The sequence below is a fragment of the Pseudomonas orientalis genome (assembly GCF_001439815.1).
In the GTDB taxonomy this organism is placed as follows: domain Bacteria; phylum Pseudomonadota; class Gammaproteobacteria; order Pseudomonadales; family Pseudomonadaceae; genus Aquipseudomonas; species Aquipseudomonas orientalis.
This window is the reverse complement of sequence record NZ_JYLM01000007.1, coordinates 236,591-252,136: the sequence shown is the minus strand read 5'-3', so window position 1 is coordinate 252,136 and position 15,546 is coordinate 236,591. Positions and strand designations below refer to the sequence as shown.

Annotated in this window: 15 protein-coding genes; 7 read left to right on the top strand and 8 right to left on the bottom strand. The window is 62.0% G+C overall.

The window, feature by feature from the left end; all coding sequences use genetic code 11:
- Positions 1-10: 10 nt before the first annotated feature.
- The gene (gene lptG / locus TU82_RS18550; RefSeq protein ID WP_057724724.1) at positions 11-1,090 is read right to left on the bottom strand and encodes an LPS export ABC transporter permease LptG; all 1,080 of its coding nucleotides are present in this window, start codon (positions 1,088-1,090) and stop codon (positions 11-13) included.
- On the bottom strand, positions 1,083-2,201 hold the full coding sequence (gene lptF, locus TU82_RS18545) for an LPS export ABC transporter permease LptF (protein ID WP_057724723.1): 1,119 nt from the start codon (positions 2,199-2,201) through the stop codon (positions 1,083-1,085). Before lptF ends, lptG begins: the two co-directional genes overlap by 8 nt.
- A 282-nt stretch (positions 2,202-2,483) precedes the next feature.
- On the opposite strand from lptF, the gene TU82_RS18540 reads away from it, so the two are divergent.
- The 5 genes from TU82_RS18540 to rlmF all read left to right on the top strand — a co-directional run bounded on the left by TU82_RS18540 (position 2,484) and on the right by rlmF (position 9,305).
- Positions 2,484-3,974, top strand: a complete 1,491-nt coding sequence (locus TU82_RS18540; RefSeq protein ID WP_057724722.1) for a leucyl aminopeptidase — start codon at positions 2,484-2,486, stop codon at positions 3,972-3,974.
- A gap of 145 nt (positions 3,975-4,119) precedes the next feature.
- Positions 4,120-4,548, top strand: coding sequence for a DNA polymerase III subunit chi (locus tag TU82_RS18535; protein WP_057724721.1), 429 nt, complete (start codon positions 4,120-4,122; stop codon positions 4,546-4,548).
- A 7-nt stretch (positions 4,549-4,555) separates the two neighbouring features.
- A complete protein-coding gene (locus TU82_RS18530) occupies positions 4,556-4,930 on the top strand; it encodes a hypothetical protein (protein ID WP_057724720.1) in 375 nt (124 codons plus the stop codon).
- A 211-nt stretch (positions 4,931-5,141) separates the two neighbouring features.
- Positions 5,142-7,988 (top strand): valine--tRNA ligase, encoded by a 2,847-nt coding sequence (locus tag TU82_RS18525; protein ID WP_057724719.1) that lies wholly within the window; start codon positions 5,142-5,144, stop codon positions 7,986-7,988.
- Between the two features lie 300 nt (positions 7,989-8,288).
- Positions 8,289-9,305, top strand: a complete 1,017-nt coding sequence (gene rlmF, locus TU82_RS18520) for a 23S rRNA (adenine(1618)-N(6))-methyltransferase RlmF (protein WP_057724718.1) — start codon at positions 8,289-8,291, stop codon at positions 9,303-9,305.
- Between the two features lie 182 nt (positions 9,306-9,487).
- Here rlmF and TU82_RS18515 read toward each other — a convergent pair whose 3' ends face one another.
- Entirely contained in the window at positions 9,488-9,769 is a 282-nt protein-coding gene (locus TU82_RS18515) for an HU family DNA-binding protein (protein WP_005785131.1), read from the bottom strand.
- A 397-nt stretch (positions 9,770-10,166) separates the two neighbouring features.
- Between TU82_RS18515 and yejK the strand changes: the two genes are divergently transcribed.
- Together yejK and TU82_RS18505 are read left to right on the top strand one after the other, a co-directional pair.
- Positions 10,167-11,171 (top strand): nucleoid-associated protein YejK, encoded by a 1,005-nt coding sequence (yejK, locus tag TU82_RS18510; protein ID WP_003171997.1) that lies wholly within the window; start codon positions 10,167-10,169, stop codon positions 11,169-11,171.
- A complete protein-coding gene (locus TU82_RS18505) occupies positions 11,171-11,533 on the top strand; it encodes a glutaredoxin family protein (RefSeq protein WP_057724717.1) in 363 nt (120 codons plus the stop codon). Before yejK ends, TU82_RS18505 begins: the two co-directional genes overlap by 1 nt.
- Positions 11,534-11,751: 218 nt before the next feature.
- On the opposite strand, the gene TU82_RS18500 is transcribed toward TU82_RS18505, so the two are convergent.
- The 5 genes from TU82_RS18500 to TU82_RS18480 are packed head-to-tail and all read right to left on the bottom strand — an operon-like array spanning position 11,752 to position 15,512.
- The gene (locus TU82_RS18500; protein WP_057724716.1) at positions 11,752-12,729 is read right to left on the bottom strand and encodes a FecR family protein; all 978 of its coding nucleotides are present in this window, start codon (positions 12,727-12,729) and stop codon (positions 11,752-11,754) included.
- Complete coding sequence (locus TU82_RS18495; RefSeq protein ID WP_057724715.1) at positions 12,726-13,304, bottom strand: RNA polymerase sigma factor; 579 nt, start codon at positions 13,302-13,304, stop codon at positions 12,726-12,728. The genes TU82_RS18500 and TU82_RS18495 overlap by 4 nt, the downstream gene beginning before the upstream one ends.
- A 7-nt stretch (positions 13,305-13,311) precedes the next feature.
- Positions 13,312-13,638: a DUF3325 domain-containing protein gene (locus TU82_RS18490; protein ID WP_057724714.1), complete on the bottom strand. Its 327-nt coding sequence runs from the start codon at positions 13,636-13,638 to the stop codon at positions 13,312-13,314.
- Positions 13,639-15,213 (bottom strand): PepSY-associated TM helix domain-containing protein, encoded by a 1,575-nt coding sequence (locus tag TU82_RS18485; protein ID WP_057724713.1) that lies wholly within the window; start codon positions 15,211-15,213, stop codon positions 13,639-13,641.
- Entirely contained in the window at positions 15,210-15,512 is a 303-nt protein-coding gene (locus tag TU82_RS18480; RefSeq protein WP_057724712.1) for a DUF3649 domain-containing protein, read from the bottom strand. The genes TU82_RS18485 and TU82_RS18480 overlap by 4 nt, the downstream gene beginning before the upstream one ends.
- Positions 15,513-15,546 lie beyond the last annotated feature (34 nt).

The following is a 15,546-nucleotide window of genomic DNA, read 5'->3' as shown; positions in this document are numbered from 1 at the left end:
GTGCGCGCAATCAGCCGGCTCGGCGCAACAACCAGAACCCGGCCACGGCGCAGATAAACGTCGGCACCAGCACCGCGAACAACGGCGAGAAGCCGAACACCAGGCTCGACGGCCCCAGCAAATCCTGGGCGATGCGGAAGGTAAAGCCCACCAGCACCCCGGTGAATACCCGCTGGCCGAGGGTCACGGAACGCAACGGGCCGAAGATGAAGGAGATCGCCATCAATACCAGCGCGGCGGTGACCACCGGTTGCAACACCTTGACCCAGAACGCCAGCCAGTAGCGGCCATTGTTCAGGCCCTGGTCCTTGAGGTAATGGATATAACTCCAGAGACCCGAGATCGGCAGGGTTTCCGGGACCATGATCACTGTGTTGAGCAGTTCCGGTTTCAGCGCGATGTCCCAGGCCTGGGTGGGCGCATTGACCACTTCGGTACTGGCATTGACGCCCTGGCCCACGTTGTGAAACAGCGTGGTGGTCACGTCGGTCAGTTGCCATTGTGCGCCATCGTACTGCGCACGCTTGGCGAAGCTGGAGCTGAGCATGTGCCGCTCTTTGTCGAACGTGTAGCGCGTCACCCCGATCAACAGCCCGCCGGGCTGCACGGCGTTGATGTGGATGAACTGGTCGCCCTGGCGGTGCCACAGGCCGTGCTTGGAGCTCTGCGCATCACCCGAACCCTGCGCCAGGGCCCGATTGGCCTGGGCGGTGGCTTCGGACGGTGGCGCGACGTATTCGCCGATCAGCACGCTGCACGCCATCAGCAGCAGCATGGGCTTCATGACCGCCCAGACGATACGCCCGATGGACACACCCGCCGCGCGCATGATGGTCAATTCGCTGTTGCTGGCCAGGGTGCCCAGGCCGATCAGGCAGCCGATCAGGCCGGCCATCGGCATCATGTCGTAGAGACGACGTGGCGCGGTCAGCGCCACGAAGCTCAATACATCGGTGACGGTATAGGTATCGGTGACGTTGCCCACTTCATCGATGAAGGCGAACAGCGAGGCCAGGCCCAGGATGATGCCCAATACCGCCAGGATGGCGATCAGTACGCTGCTACCAATGTAGCGATCGAGCTTAGCCACGAGCCAACTCCTTCAGGCCACGACGGCTCTTCATTTTCAAACGGATAGGCTCCCAATAGAGCAGCCCCAGGCCGATCACCAGGAAAATCCCGTGCACCCACCACAGGCCCAGGGCGGGCGGCAACTTGCCCTTCTCCAGGGAGCCACGGGCGGAAATCAGGATGGTCAGGTAGGCCATATACAGCAGGATTGCCGGCAGCAGCTTGAGGAACCGGCCCTGACGCGGGTTGACGCGTGACAGCGGCACCGCCATCAAGGTCACGATAAACACCAGCAACGGCAGGGACAGACGCCATTGCAGCTCGGCGATGGAGCGCAGTTCCTGGCTGCCGAACAGTGAGGCCGTGGGCAGCGCGTCACGATCGGTGACTTCATCGCTGATATCGGGCTTGGGCAGCATGACGCCGTAGGAGTCGTATTTGATCACGCGGTAATCGGCCAACCCCGGGCTGCCATCGTAGCGATAGCCGTTGTCCAGGATCAGGTAGCGGCTGCCGTCGGCGCGCACTTCCTGGCGGCCACCGTCGGCGACCAGAATCGAGATGCCACGGTCTTTCTGGTCCTTGCCGAGGTTTTTCTGGGAAATGAACACACCGCTCAGGTTGGAACGGTCTTCGGTCATTTCTTCGGTATAGGTCACCCGCGTACCGTCGTTGAGCGCCTGGAAACGCCCGGGTTCGAGGGTGTCGAACTCGGTCATCGCGTCCTGCTTGTTCAACAGCAGCTGGAACTGCATGGCCCCTTGCGGCGCCAGGCTCAGGCTCAACCAGGCCACCACCAGGGCAACGCCGGTGGCCGGTACCAGGGTCATGGCCAGCAGGCGCTGCTGGCTCATGCCGGTGGCCGACAGCACGGTCATCTCGCTTTCGAGGTACAGCCGGCCATAGGCCAGCAGGATGCCAAGGAACAGGCCGAGCGGCAGGATCAGTTGCAAAAAGCCCGGCAGGCGAAAGCCCATGATCAGGAACAGCGAGCCCGGATCCAGGGCGCCCGAGGCCGCCTGCGCAAGGAATTTGACGAAACGACCACTCATGATGATGACCAGCAATACCGCACTCACGGCACTCAGGGTCAACAGGACTTCGCGGGATAGATAACGGAAGACGATCAAACCAGACACTCCAGGGTTGTCAGGCTAAGGCGGCCAAACAAGCAAGCATACCGAGTCGACCCGTTTGCGCGGGCCGGCTAAAAAGATGGCGCATTATCCTGTGATTGACCGCGCCTGTCACTGCGCAACCTCATGCGCACGCACAAAGCGTGCTTCGAGGGTTGTCAGGCTTCGCCTGCGAGGTTCAAACTGCGGCCTTTGTCGCTGGCGGTTTACAAGGCTGCCACGCTTTAAAGCCTGGGTACGCATGCCAGGCTCACCGACCTTATAAGGGACCCGAAAATGGAATTGGTTGTAAAAAGCGTTAGCCCCGAAACGTTGAAAACCGCCACCCTCGTGGTCGCTGTCGGCGAAGGCCGCACACTCGGCGTTGCCGCCAAGCAACTGGATGAACTGAGCGGCGGCGCCATCAGCGCCGTGCTCAAGCGCGGCGACCTGGCCGGCAAAGTCGGCCAGAGCCTGCTGCTGCAGAGCCTGCCGAATCTCAAGGCCGAGCGCGTGTTGCTGGTGGGTGTGGGCAAGGACGCCGAACTGGGCGACCGTCCGTTTCGCAAGATCATCAGCACCATCCTCACCACGCTTAAAGGCCTGGGCGGCAGCGACGCGGCACTGGCACTCGATGAAATCGTCATCAAGGGCCGTGACAGCTACGGCAAGACCCGCCTGCTGGCCGAAAGCCTGGTGGACGGCGGCTACGTCTTCGACCAGTTCAAGAGCCAGAAAGCCGAACCCCGCGCCCTGAAGAAAATCACCCTGCTGACCATCAAGGCCGCCCAGGCTGAAGTCGAGCGCGCCGTGACCCACGCCACCGCGATCGCCAACGGCATGTCGTTCACCCGCGACCTGGGCAACCTGCCGCCGAACATCTGCCACCCCACCTACCTGGGCGAACAGGCCAAGGCGCTGGGCAAGGAATTCAAGGGCCTGAAGGTCGAAGTGCTGGACGAGAAGAAGATCAAGGAACTGGGCATGGGCTCGTTCTATGCCGTGGGCCAGGGCAGCGACCAGCCCCCCCGCCTGATCGTGATGCAATACAACGGCGGCAAGAAGTCCGAGAAGCCTTACGCCCTGGTGGGTAAAGGCATCACCTTCGACACCGGCGGCATCAGCCTCAAGCCGGGCGCCGGCATGGATGAGATGAAGTACGACATGGGCGGCGCCGCCAGCGTATTCGGCACCCTGCGTGCCGTGCTGGAACTCAAGCTGCCGATCAACCTGGTGTGCATCCTGGCCTGCGCCGAGAACATGCCGAGCGGCGGCGCTGCCCGTCCAGGCGATATCGTCACCACCATGAGCGGCCAGACCGTGGAAATCCTCAACACCGACGCCGAAGGCCGCCTGGTGCTGTGCGATGCGCTGACCTACGCCGAACGCTTCAAGCCGCAGGCGGTGATCGACATCGCCACCCTGACCGGCGCCTGCGTGGTTGCCCTGGGCGCCCACACCTCGGGCCTGCTGGGCAACAACGACGAGCTGATCGAGCAACTGCTCAGCGCCGGCAAGGCCGCCGACGACCGCGCCTGGCAACTGCCGCTGTTCGATGAGTACCAGGAACAACTGGACAGCCCGTTCGCCGACATCGCCAACATCGGCGGCCCCAAAGCCGGCACCATCACCGCTGCCTGCTTCCTGTCGCGGTTCGCCAAGAACTTCAACTGGGCGCACCTGGACATTGCCGGCACCGCATGGACCAGCGGCGGCAAGGACAAGGGCGCCACTGGTCGTCCAGTACCGCTGCTGACCCAGTACCTGCTCGATCGCGCCAAAGCCTAAGCGCCACCGGCCCTTCTGTAGGAGCCAGCTTGCTCGCGAAGATCGCCAACGATAACGCGCCCATCCCGGATGAACGCGGTGTCCTCTGGTTTTTCGCGAGCAAGCTCGCTCCTACAGGACTGGCGGGCCAGCACCAGGAACCGCAATGACCCAAGTCGACTTCTATATATTGCCCAGCGCCGACCCGTCCGCGCGCCTGGACTTTGCCTGCAAGCTCACCGAAAAAGCCTGGCGCATGGGCCATCGCATTTACCTGCATTGCAGCGATGCCGCCCAACGCGAGGACCTTGATGCCCGCCTGTGGCGCTTCAAGGGCGAAAGCTTCGTACCCCACGGCCCCGCCGAATCGGAACCCGACGGCGTGGTAGTCCTGGGTGTGGGCGACAGTTGCGGCGACCACCATGACCTGCTGGTCAACCTTGACCTGAAAGTACCGTCCTTCGCCAAGGCATTCGCCCGCGTGGCGGAAGTGGTGGTGGAAGACCCGGCTATTCGTCAGGCCGCGCGGGAGAGTTTCCGTTTCTACCGCGAACAGGGCTATCCTTTGCAGGATCACCGGCTACAACGACTTTGAGTACATGATGGACACGCCCAACCCGCTGAAAAAAGACGACCACCTGCTGGACGACCTCGAGTCGATCCGTCAGTTGCTGGGTGATGATGGCTTGCAACCGCCGCTGTTGACCGAGACGGTCGAGAGCGAGGTACAGATTCCGCTGTTGTTCGACATGGTCGGCAACAAGCCTGCTGCGCCGCAGCCGGTCATTGCAGAACCCGCTCCCGCTGCGGAAAAAGCCCCCGACGCCCTGCTGCTGCACCTGGACAACGAACTGCGCGCTGCGGCGCAATTGATCATGCAGGATGTGATCGACGACTATGCGCCGCATATCGAAGCCGAGATCAAACGGCGAATGGATGCGCGGATGGAGCGATTGCTCAGCCAGTACCAATCCTGAACCAAACCGACATCCCCTGTGGGAGGGGGCTTGCCCCCGATAGCAATCTGTCAGCAGTCTATTTGAAGCTGACACACCGCCATCGGGGGCAAGCCCCCTCCCACATTTGGTTGCATACACCTTAAGCCCTGTCTTCGCCTCGCCCTGCGCTCTATCCCCCGTTATACTTGCCGGCTTTCCTGAATAAATGCCAACTAGGGTCCCGCCGCGCATGGATAAGACCTACCAGCCCCACGCTATCGAAACTTCCTGGTACAACACCTGGGAGTCCGAAAACTACTTCGCCCCACAAGGTGCGGGCGACGCGTACACCATCATGATCCCGCCACCGAACGTCACTGGCAGCCTGCACATGGGCCATGGCTTCAACAATGCGATCATGGACGCGTTGATCCGTTTCCGCCGCATGCAGGGTCGCGACACCCTGTGGCAGCCGGGCACCGACCACGCCGGTATCGCCACCCAGATGCTGGTGGAACGCCAACTGGAAGCCACCGGCCAGAACCGTCATGACCTGGGCCGCGAGAAATTCCTCGAGAAAGTCTGGGAATGGAAAGATCAGTCCGGCGGCAATATCAGCCGTCAGATCCGTCGCCTGGGCTCGTCCGTGGACTGGAGCCGTGAGCGCTTCACCATGGACGACGGCCTGTCGGAAGCCGTGAAGGAAGCCTTCGTGCGCCTGCATGAAGACGGCCTGATCTACCGCGGCAAGCGCCTGGTCAACTGGGACACCAAGCTGCACACGGCGATCTCCGACCTTGAAGTGGAAAACCACGACGAGAAAGGCTTTCTGTGGAACCTCAAGTACCCGCTGGCCGACGGCGCCAAAACCGCTGAAGGCAGTGACTACCTGATCGTCGCCACTACCCGTCCGGAAACCATGCTCGGTGACGCCGCCGTAGCGGTTAACCCGAACGACGAGCGCTATCAGGCACTGATCGGCAAGTTCGTCGAGCTGCCATTGGTCGGCCGCCGCATCCCGATCATCGCCGACGACTACTGCGACCCTGAATTCGGCACCGGCTGCGTGAAAATCACCCCGGCCCACGATTTCAACGACTACGAAGTCGGCAAGCGCCACAACCTGCCGCTGCTGAACATCTTCGACAAGAACGCCGCGGTATTGCCGGCCTGCCAGGCGTTCAACCTGGACGGCACGCTGAACGACAGCATCGACGGCAAGATCCCGGCCGAATATGCCGGCCTGGACCGCTTCGAAGCGCGCAAGCAGATCGTTGCCGCCTTCGACGCCGCCGGTTTGCTGGTGAGCGTCGACGACCACGGCCTGAAAGTGCCGAAGGGCGACCGTTCCGGCACCGTGATCGAACCGTGGCTGACCGACCAGTGGTACGTGTCGACCAAGCCTTTGGCTGAACCGGCCATCGCCGCCGTTGAAGACGGCCGCATCGCGTTCGTGCCTAAACAATACGAAAACATGTACTTCTCCTGGATGCGCGACATCCAGGACTGGTGCATCAGCCGTCAGCTGTGGTGGGGGCACCGTATTCCAGCCTGGTACGACGAGTCGGGCAAGGTTTATGTAGGCCGCGATGAAGCCGAAGTGCGTGCCAAGAATAATCTGCCCGCAGACCTGGTATTGAATCAGGACAATGACGTACTGGACACGTGGTTCAGCGCCGGCCTGTGGACCTTCTCCACCTTGGGCTGGCCGGAAAAAACTGCGTTCCTCGAAAAATTCCACCCCACCGACGTGCTGGTTACCGGCTTCGACATCATTTTCTTCTGGGTTGCCCGGATGATCATGCTGACCATGCACTTGGTGAAAAACGACGACGGCACCCCGCAGGTGCCGTTCAAGACCGTGTATGTCCACGGCCTGGTGCGTGATGGCCAGGGCCAGAAGATGTCCAAATCCAAGGGCAACGTCCTGGACCCATTGGACATCATCGACGGCATCGAACTCGAAGCGCTGGTACACAAGCGCACCTCGGGCATGATGCAGCCGAAAATGGCGAAGAAGATCGAGAAGCAGACCCGCGACGAATTCGCCGACGGCATCGCCAGCTACGGCACCGACGCCCTGCGCTTCACCTTCTGCTCCCTGGCGTCCACCGGTCGCGACATCAAGTTCGACATGGGCCGCGTCGAAGGTTACCGCAACTTCTGCAACAAGATCTGGAACGCCGCGCGCTATGTGCTGGACAAAGGCGAAGACTGCGGCCAGAACGGCGAAGCCTTTGAGCTGAGCCTGGCGGATCGCTGGATCATCTCGCAGCTGCAGCGCACCGAAGCCGAAGTGACCCGCCAGCTCGACCAGTTCCGTTTCGACCTGGCCGCCCAGGCCTTGTACGAGTTCATCTGGAACCAGTATTGCGACTGGTATCTGGAACTGTCCAAGCCGGTGCTGTGGGACGAAAACGCGCCGGTCGAACGCCAGCGCGGCACCCGCCGCACCCTGGTGCGCGTGCTGGAAGTGGCGTTGCGCCTGGCGCATCCGTTCATGCCGTTCATCACCGAAGAAATCTGGCAGCGCCTGGCGCCGCTGGCCGGTATCGACGGCAAGACCATCATGCTGCAGCCCTGGCCGGTGGCCAATGAAGCACGCATCGATGAGGCCGCCGAAAGCGATATCGAATGGCTCAAGACCTTGATGCTCGGCACGCGCAACATCCGCGCCGAGATGAATATCGGGCCGGGCAAGCCGCTGGCCGTGTTCGTCAAGAACGCCAGTGCCGCAGACCAGCGTCGCCTCGGCGAGAACGATGCACTGCTCAAGAAGCTGGCAAAGCTGGAGTCGATCACCGTATTGGCCGATGGCGCCGAAGCACCGCTGTCCGCTACCGCCCTGGTTGGCGACATGGAAGTGCTGGTGCCAATGGCCGGCCTGATCGACAAGGGCGCGGAACTGGCCCGTCTCGACAAGGAAATCGCGCGCCTGCAAGGCGAAGTGCAGCGAGTGGGCGGCAAGCTGTCCAACGCGGCGTTCGTCGACAAGGCGCCGGCAGAAGTCATCGACAAGGAACGCGCCAAGTTGGCCGAGGCTGAGCAGGCCCTGGGCAAGCTGGCCGAGCAACATGCGCGGATTTCCAGCCTGTAAGGCTTGAGTCGCGTAAAAAAAAGAGACCTTCGGGTCTCTTTTTTTTTGCCTGATCGTTCCCGATGTCCTGCTGGGAATGCAGTCAATGTGGGAGGGGGCTTGCCCTCCGCCGTCTGTAGGAGCGAGCTTGCTCGCGAAAAACGTCAACGATAACGCGTGTTTTCTGAATAAACGCGGTACCTGGGAGTTCTTCGCGAGCAAGCTCGCTCCTACAAAGGGCAAGCCCCCTCCCACATTTGAACGAGTTGAGCTCAAGATGTGTGACAATGCCCGCCACTTTGAGCCAACACCAGAATCAACATGACCGCCCCCAGCACACCCAAACCACCGCGCAAGAAGCCTAAAACCGCTGCCACGGCCAAACCCGTCGCGCCACGCAAAGAGGCTACCCTGCATCCGCGCAACCGCCACACAGGCCGTTACGACTTCCAGGCGCTGATCAAGACCACGCCGGAACTGGCGCAGTTCGTGATCATCAATCCCTATGGCAAAGAGAGCATCGATTTCGCCAGCCCGGACGCGGTGCGGGTGTTCAACCGGGCGTTGCTCAAGTCGTTCTACGGCATCCAGCATTGGGACATCCCGGCCGATTACCTGTGCCCGCCGGTGCCGGGGCGTGCCGACTATGTGCACTTCCTCGCCGACCTGCTGGCCAGCACCAACGAAGGCAAGATTCCGCGCGGTTCCATCGTCAAGGTGCTGGATATCGGCATGGGCGCCAACTGCGTGTACCCGCTGATTGGCTACATGGAGTACCGCTGGAACTTCCTGGGCTCGGAGGTCGACCCGATCGCCGTGGCCGCCGCCAAGGCCATTGTGCAGTCCAACGACCTGAGCAAAGTCATCCAGTTGCGCCAGCAGCCCAACCCCAAGCACATCCTGCTGGGGCTGCTGGAGCCTGCGGAGCGTTTCGACCTGACCATGTGCAACCCGCCGTTCCACGCGTCCATGGACGAAGCCACCAAGGGCAGCGAGCGCAAGTGGCGTGCCTTGGGCAAGGCGGATCCGAAACGCAAGTTGCCGGTGCTGAACTTCGGTGGCCAGTCGGCCGAACTGTGGTGTGAGGGCGGCGAAGCCCGCTTCGTGACGCAACTGATCGCCGAGAGCGCGCATTTTGCCCACAAGGTGCTGTGGTTCAGCACCTTGGTGTCAAAAGCGTCAAACCTGCCCGCGATCGAGACCGCGCTGAAAAAGGCCGGCGTGCTGGAAAGCCAGGTGGTGGAAATGTCCCAGGGGCAAAAGCAAAGCCGCTTCGTCGCCTGGACTTTCCAGACCAAGAACGAACAGCAGATCTGGCGCCAGCGCTGGGTGCGCTGAATCCAACCCTGTAGGAGCGAGCTTGCTCGCGAAGGACGCCAACGATAACGCGTGTATTCTGGATAAACACGCTGCTTGTGGGTTCTTCGCGAGCAAGCTCGCTCCTACAGTAAGACGCAAAACCGCAGGCAACAAAAAACCGTGCCCGGATCACTCCGGAGCACGGTTTTTTTTACTGCGTCTTACTTGTTAACAGCGTCGGTCAGGCCTTTGGCCACAACCAGCTTGATAACTTTCTTGGCAGCGATTTCGATGGCAGCGCCAGTCGAAGGGTTACGGCCGGTACGGGCAGGACGCTCGGTAACTTTCAGCTTGCCGATACCTGGCAGAGTGATTTCGCCGCCGTTTTCCAGCTGATCGGCAACGATCTGGCCCAGTTGGTCCAGCGCTGCGCGCGCGGTGGTTTTCGGCGCGTCGATAGCTTCAGCGATATCAGCGATCAGTTGGTCTTTAGTCAAAGCCATTGTGGTGTTCCTTCCCTATCAAATTCATATGGATTGCAGAGTGCAGTGTCAGCCGTCGAGCCCGACCGTGTCGGCCTGGCGCCCCGGCTATAACCTTTGGAGAACGGGGTTATAGATGCTTGAAACGGGGATTGGTTCGACCTGACAAATGCTGAATGCACGCTTAACGCCGAGACTTGGCGTAAGACGGGGCAAAACTAGCACAGAGACGGGGAAATATCCGCCTCAACATACCCATTTGGTCAGCTTTATCGCTCTAAACCGTGAAAAAAACCCATATGCACGGTGGGAGAACATCCAAAACGCCCCTCCAGGCGCGTCTTGACCAACGGGTGCGGTACACTGGGCAACTTTTTGGGGGAGGCTCACCGCTCCCCTTCAACCAGCCGAGAAGCCTATGCCGATCCGTCATTGCATCGTCCACCTGATCGACAAAAAACCCGACGGCACACCCGCAGTTCTGCATGCCCGCGATTCGGAGCTGTCCGAATCGGCCGCCATCGAGAACATGCTTGCCGACCTCAACGAAAGCTACAACGCCAAACAAGGCAAGGCCTGGGGTTTCTTCCATGCCGAGTCCGGCGCGCACCCGTTCAGCGGCTGGTTGAAGGAATACTTTGACGGTGGTCAGGATTTCACCACCTTCAGCCGTACCGCGGTGGAACATCTGCAGAAGCTGATGGAGGAGTCCAACCTGTCCACCGGCGGTCACGTGCTGTTCGCCCACTACCAGCAAGGCATGACCGACTACCTGGCCATCGCCCTGCTGCACCACAGCGAAGGCGTGGCGGTGACCGACGAGCTGGACGTGACCCCATCGCGCCACCTGGACCTGGGCCAACTGCACCTGGCCGCGCGGATCAACGTGTCCGAATGGCAGAACAACAAGCAGTCCAAACAGTACATCTCGTTTATCAAGGGCAAGAATGGCAAGAAGGTCTCGGAGTACTTTCGCGACTTCATCGGTTGCCAGGAAGGCGTCGACGGCCCGGGCGAAACCCGCACCCTGCTCAAGGCGTTCAGTGACTTCGTTGAAAGCGAAGACTTGCCGGACGAGTCGGCCCGCGAGAAAACCAAGACTCTGGTGGACTACGCCAGCAGCCAGGCCAAGCTCGGCGAGCCCATGGGCCTGGAAGAACTGTCCGGTCTGATCGATGAAGATCGGCCTAAAGCGTTCTACGACCACATTCGCAACAAGGACTACGGCCTGTCGCCGGAAATCCCTGCCGACAAACGCACCCTCAACCAATTCCGCCGCTTCACCGGCCGCGCCGAAGGCTTGTCCATCAGCTTTGAGGCCCACTTGCTGGGCGATAAGATCGAATACGACGAAGCCGCCGGCACCTTGATCATCAAGGGCCTGCCGACCCAGCTGACCGACCAGCTCAAGCGCCGTAACTGATGCTTGGCGGGGTCTTGAAGAAAGTCCTGCTGATGTTGCTGGTGGTGGTGGCGATTCAGAACTGGGGCAAGGTCGAGCGGCTGTTCAACCCGTCCCAGGTGGTGTCGGAGCAGGTACGCAGCTCGGCGCGTGTGGTGCTTTATTTCACTGACTGGTGCGGATACTGCAAACAGATCCGGCGCTTTCTGGACCAGAAGGGTATTCCTTACCAGGCGCTGGATATCGAAAAGGACGCCCAGGCGCGCAAGGCCTATGAAGCGTTGGGTGGTGGTGGAATTCCGTTTGTGGACGTCAATGGCACGTTGATTCGCGACTACAACCCGGATGCGACCATGGCCGCCCTGAAGTCAACCAATCCCTGAAACACCGGGGTCAAATGTGGGAGGGGGCTTGCCCCCGATTGCGGTGTATCAGCTACAGATAGGCTGACTGACACACTGCTATCGGGGGCAAGCCCCCTCCCACATTTGGTTTGTGGTGGCCTTAGAAACTGGCTCCGAGCCAGACCCTCGCCGCGTGTAACCCTCTAGTGACAGATTCTGGTGATTGCGATGACGATTCGGTGAACGGCGCCGTGCGCCTAGCGCAACACGATCAAGCTACCCAGCAGCGTGTGCTGTTCGAAGTCGAGGACCGCTTGCAAGGCCTTCAACACGGCGACAGGGTCATTGCTTGGAAAGCTGCCGCTGACGCGCCTGGCACCCATTTCAGCATTGAGCAGGAGGATTCGGCCCGGGTAATACCGCGCAAGGTCCCTGACCACCTCGGCCAGCGGCGCCTTGTAGTAATTGAGCCAACCGTCGCGCCAGGCCAGGCGTGATTCGCTGTCCACCGAATGCAGCGGCTCGGCTACGCCGTCGGCGTAGGCCACTTGCTGGCCTGCCGTCAGAATTTGCTGCGGGCCCTGTCCGGATGGCGTCACGCCAACCCGGCCGGACAGCACGGTCACCTGGGCGCCCGCCGGTTGCAGGCGCACTTCGAACTGCGTGCCCAGCACCCGCGCTTCTCCATCGCCCGCCTCGACCACGAAGGGCTGGCCGGTGTGGACAACGCGGAAAAAACCGGCCCCGCGACGCAACTGGATATGCCGCTCACCGTGGCTGAAATCCACGGCAATCGCGCTGTCGGCGTCGAGGGTGACGTGAGACTGATCGGCCAGGGTGACGGTCCTCACCTCCCCTGGCGCGGTCACGTAATCGGCGCCCAGGTCATCGACCCAGCGCGACGGCTGCCAACCGGCGCCCATCGACACCATCAACAACAAGCAGGCCGCCATGGCCAGGGCGCCGACCCCACGCACCAGATGCGAGCGCCCGGAACGACTCATCGTATCGAGGTAGCCCTGCAAGGCCTGTGCGTCCTCGTCAGCCAGGGTGCGCGCCGGGACTTCGCTCAACTCCCACAACACCTGGGCCCGGGCGTAGGCTTCGACATGGGCGGGGTCGGCCCGCAGCCATCGGCTGAAGGTGGCTTGATCACCGCTGCCGGGCTGGTCGTGCAGCCGGCTCAGCCAGTCGAGCGCGGCCTGTTCCTGGGCGGGTGTGGGCGTAACGTTCACGGTGCTTTCCCTGGCGTACGTGGAGGCGGCGTTTCGCACAGGCTGGCCTTGCAGGCTTGCAGGGCGCGCATCATATGTTTTTCCACGGCGCTTTGGGACAGGCCCATGGCCTTGGCGATCTCTGCGTATTTGCGCCCGTGGATACGGTTGAGCAGGAAAATCTGCCGAGTGCGCTCGGGCAGGCTGCGCAAGGCGGCTTCGACATGTCGCAGGTCATTGCCCGCCTCGAGGGCCGCCTGGGGTTCGCAGGCCTGGTTGTCCTGTTGCTCCGGCAACCAGCCCTCATTGCTGCGCACGCGGGCGCCTTCGCTGCGCAAATGGTCGATGGCGATATTGCCGGCGCAGCGCAGCAGGTAGGTGCTGAGTTCTTCGACCTGCACCAGCGGGCGGCGCCAGAAGCGCAGGAACAGGTCCTGCACCAGGTCAGCCGCCGTGGCGCGGCAACCGACACGGCGGCTGACCAGGGCCTCCATCTGCGAACGCTGGGACAGGAACACCTGCAGGAAATGCGCACGCCCACCGGCCGCGTTCGGGTGCGAACTGTCTTGGGGTTCGGGCGGCGGGCTGATCATCATGGGCCGCTCAGAAAAGCCCAAACGCCGCGACGGGGCTTGCCAGCAGGCCGACGCCCGCGAGGATCAGGGCCAGCCGTGGCCGGTACGGCAACAGCAGCACGAGCAGCAAGGCGCTGAGCATCAACACCGCGCACCACTCCACCAGGCCCTGGCTCCAACCGGTGGCGGCCACCGCCGGCCAGATCGACAGGGTCAGCAGCAACCAGCCGAGCGCACGCAACCCCAGACGCCGTGCAGGCGTGGGTTTGCTGCGCAGCAGCTCGCCGTGATGACGGTCAGTCGACAGGCACAACGCGGTAAACCCGGCGTAGCACAGCAGCAGGGAGAGCAGCATTCAGCCGGCCTCCTGCTTGAACATCAATGAACGTGCGTGTTCCGCCCTGGGCTGCAATGCGGCGCGGCGCTGCATCTTCCAGGCCGCCCATGCGAGGAACAGGCCGCTGGCCAGGCACGTCAGGTCGAAGCCGGCCATGGCCCAGTCGCCGCTCATCAGCGAAGCACCCAAGTGATACGGCGTAGTCAGGGCGTTAACCAGTGGGAGGATCACAAACAGCAACGCCCCCAGGCTCAATTGCTCGACCCAGCCCTGCCGACCGCGCCGCAGCATGGCATGCACCAGGCTCAGCCCCCAGGCGATAAAGAAGCTCTGCACTTCCCAGTCGGAACGTTCGGCCACGCCCACCGGCAGCAATCGATTGGCCCAGAAAAACGCCGCGACGGCGATCATCAGCCCCGACATGCTGGCGATGTTCAACACCTCCACCAGCCGCAGCTCAAAGGGCATCACACCGGTTTTGGCGTGCTTGAGCTGACGCTTGCCCAGCCATATCACCAGGCCTGTGCCGATCATCGCCGTGCCCGCCAGGCCGCAGATGAAATACAGCCAGCGCAGCACCGGACCGGCGAAATGGCCCATGTGCAAGCCGTAGAAACTGCCACCGATAACCGACGGCAGGGACGGCTCGCCACTGACCCGCAACACCTGCCCCGTGGTGCCGTTGAACGAAACGGTGCTGCCGAAATCATGCACCACGCTGTCGGACCCGGCGCGAAACACATTCACCGAGGCGTTGACGTCGCTCGGGTTATTCACCGCCAGGCGCCCGACATGCCCACCCGCCCACTGCTGCCGCGCCTGCTGGTACATCGGCCACAACGGCAGCAATGTGCCCGGCTGGCCGAGCGCCGGAGGATTATCGGTATTGGGAAACACTTCATTGAAGAAGGCACGACTGTCATTGCCATAGGAGGCCACGATCGGCGCCGGCATCACCATGCTCATGAAGATCACCAGGCTGCTGTAGGTAATCATCAGGTGAAACGGCAGTACCAGCACGCCCACCGCATTGTGCCCGTCCAGCCAGGAGCGCTGGCCCTTGCGCGGGCGGAAGGTGAAGAAGTCCTTGAAGATTTTCTTGTGGGTAATGATGCCGGTGATCAGCGCGACGAACATCACCATGGCGGCGAGGGTCGACAGCCAGCGGCCCCATGGGTAAGGCATCTGCAGTTGGAAGTGGAAGCGGTAGAAGAATTCACCGCCCATGCTTTCGCGGGCCTGGACCGCCTGGCCGCTGACCGGGTCGAGGACTTTCTGGATGAAGTTGCCGCGCTTGCCGGGGTCGACCTTGTCTTGCCACATCACCGACAGCCCGGGGTCGCGGCGGGTGGGCAAGGTAATGAACCAGCGCGCGGCCGTGGGCGCCTGTTGCTGCAGATAGCTTTGCGCCACGGCCAGGCTGCGCGCGTCGTCCAGCGGATGGGCCTGAACTTCGGGCTGCATCCAGTGGGTTATTTCGTCCTTGAAATAGGCCAATGTGCCGGTCAGGAAAATCGCAAACAGCAGCCAGCCGAAGATCAACCCGGCCCAGGTGTGCAGCCAGGCCATGGCCTGGCGAAAACCCTCTTTCATGTGCGCACCACCCAGAAGCCTATGCCCGCCAGGGTGGCGAGCAGCGCGCTCGGCAGCATCACCCCCGCCCACGCGCGCCACGCGGTGCGGCAGGCGAAACACCAGAGCACCGCCAGCAGGTAGAACACGAATGAGCTCATCATGCCGACGATCACCGCGTCGGCGCGCGCCGTCGGCAACCACAGCGCGAGGCAGATAGCGGCCAGGGAGGCCATCAGATAACCGCCGAGCACAGCCGCCAGCACGCGTGAAGTGACAGCGAGGCGATAAGAGGCGGGCAGTGAGGTTTTGCTTTTCATGCGGCAGGCGCCAAGTTCATCAGCGCGCAATATT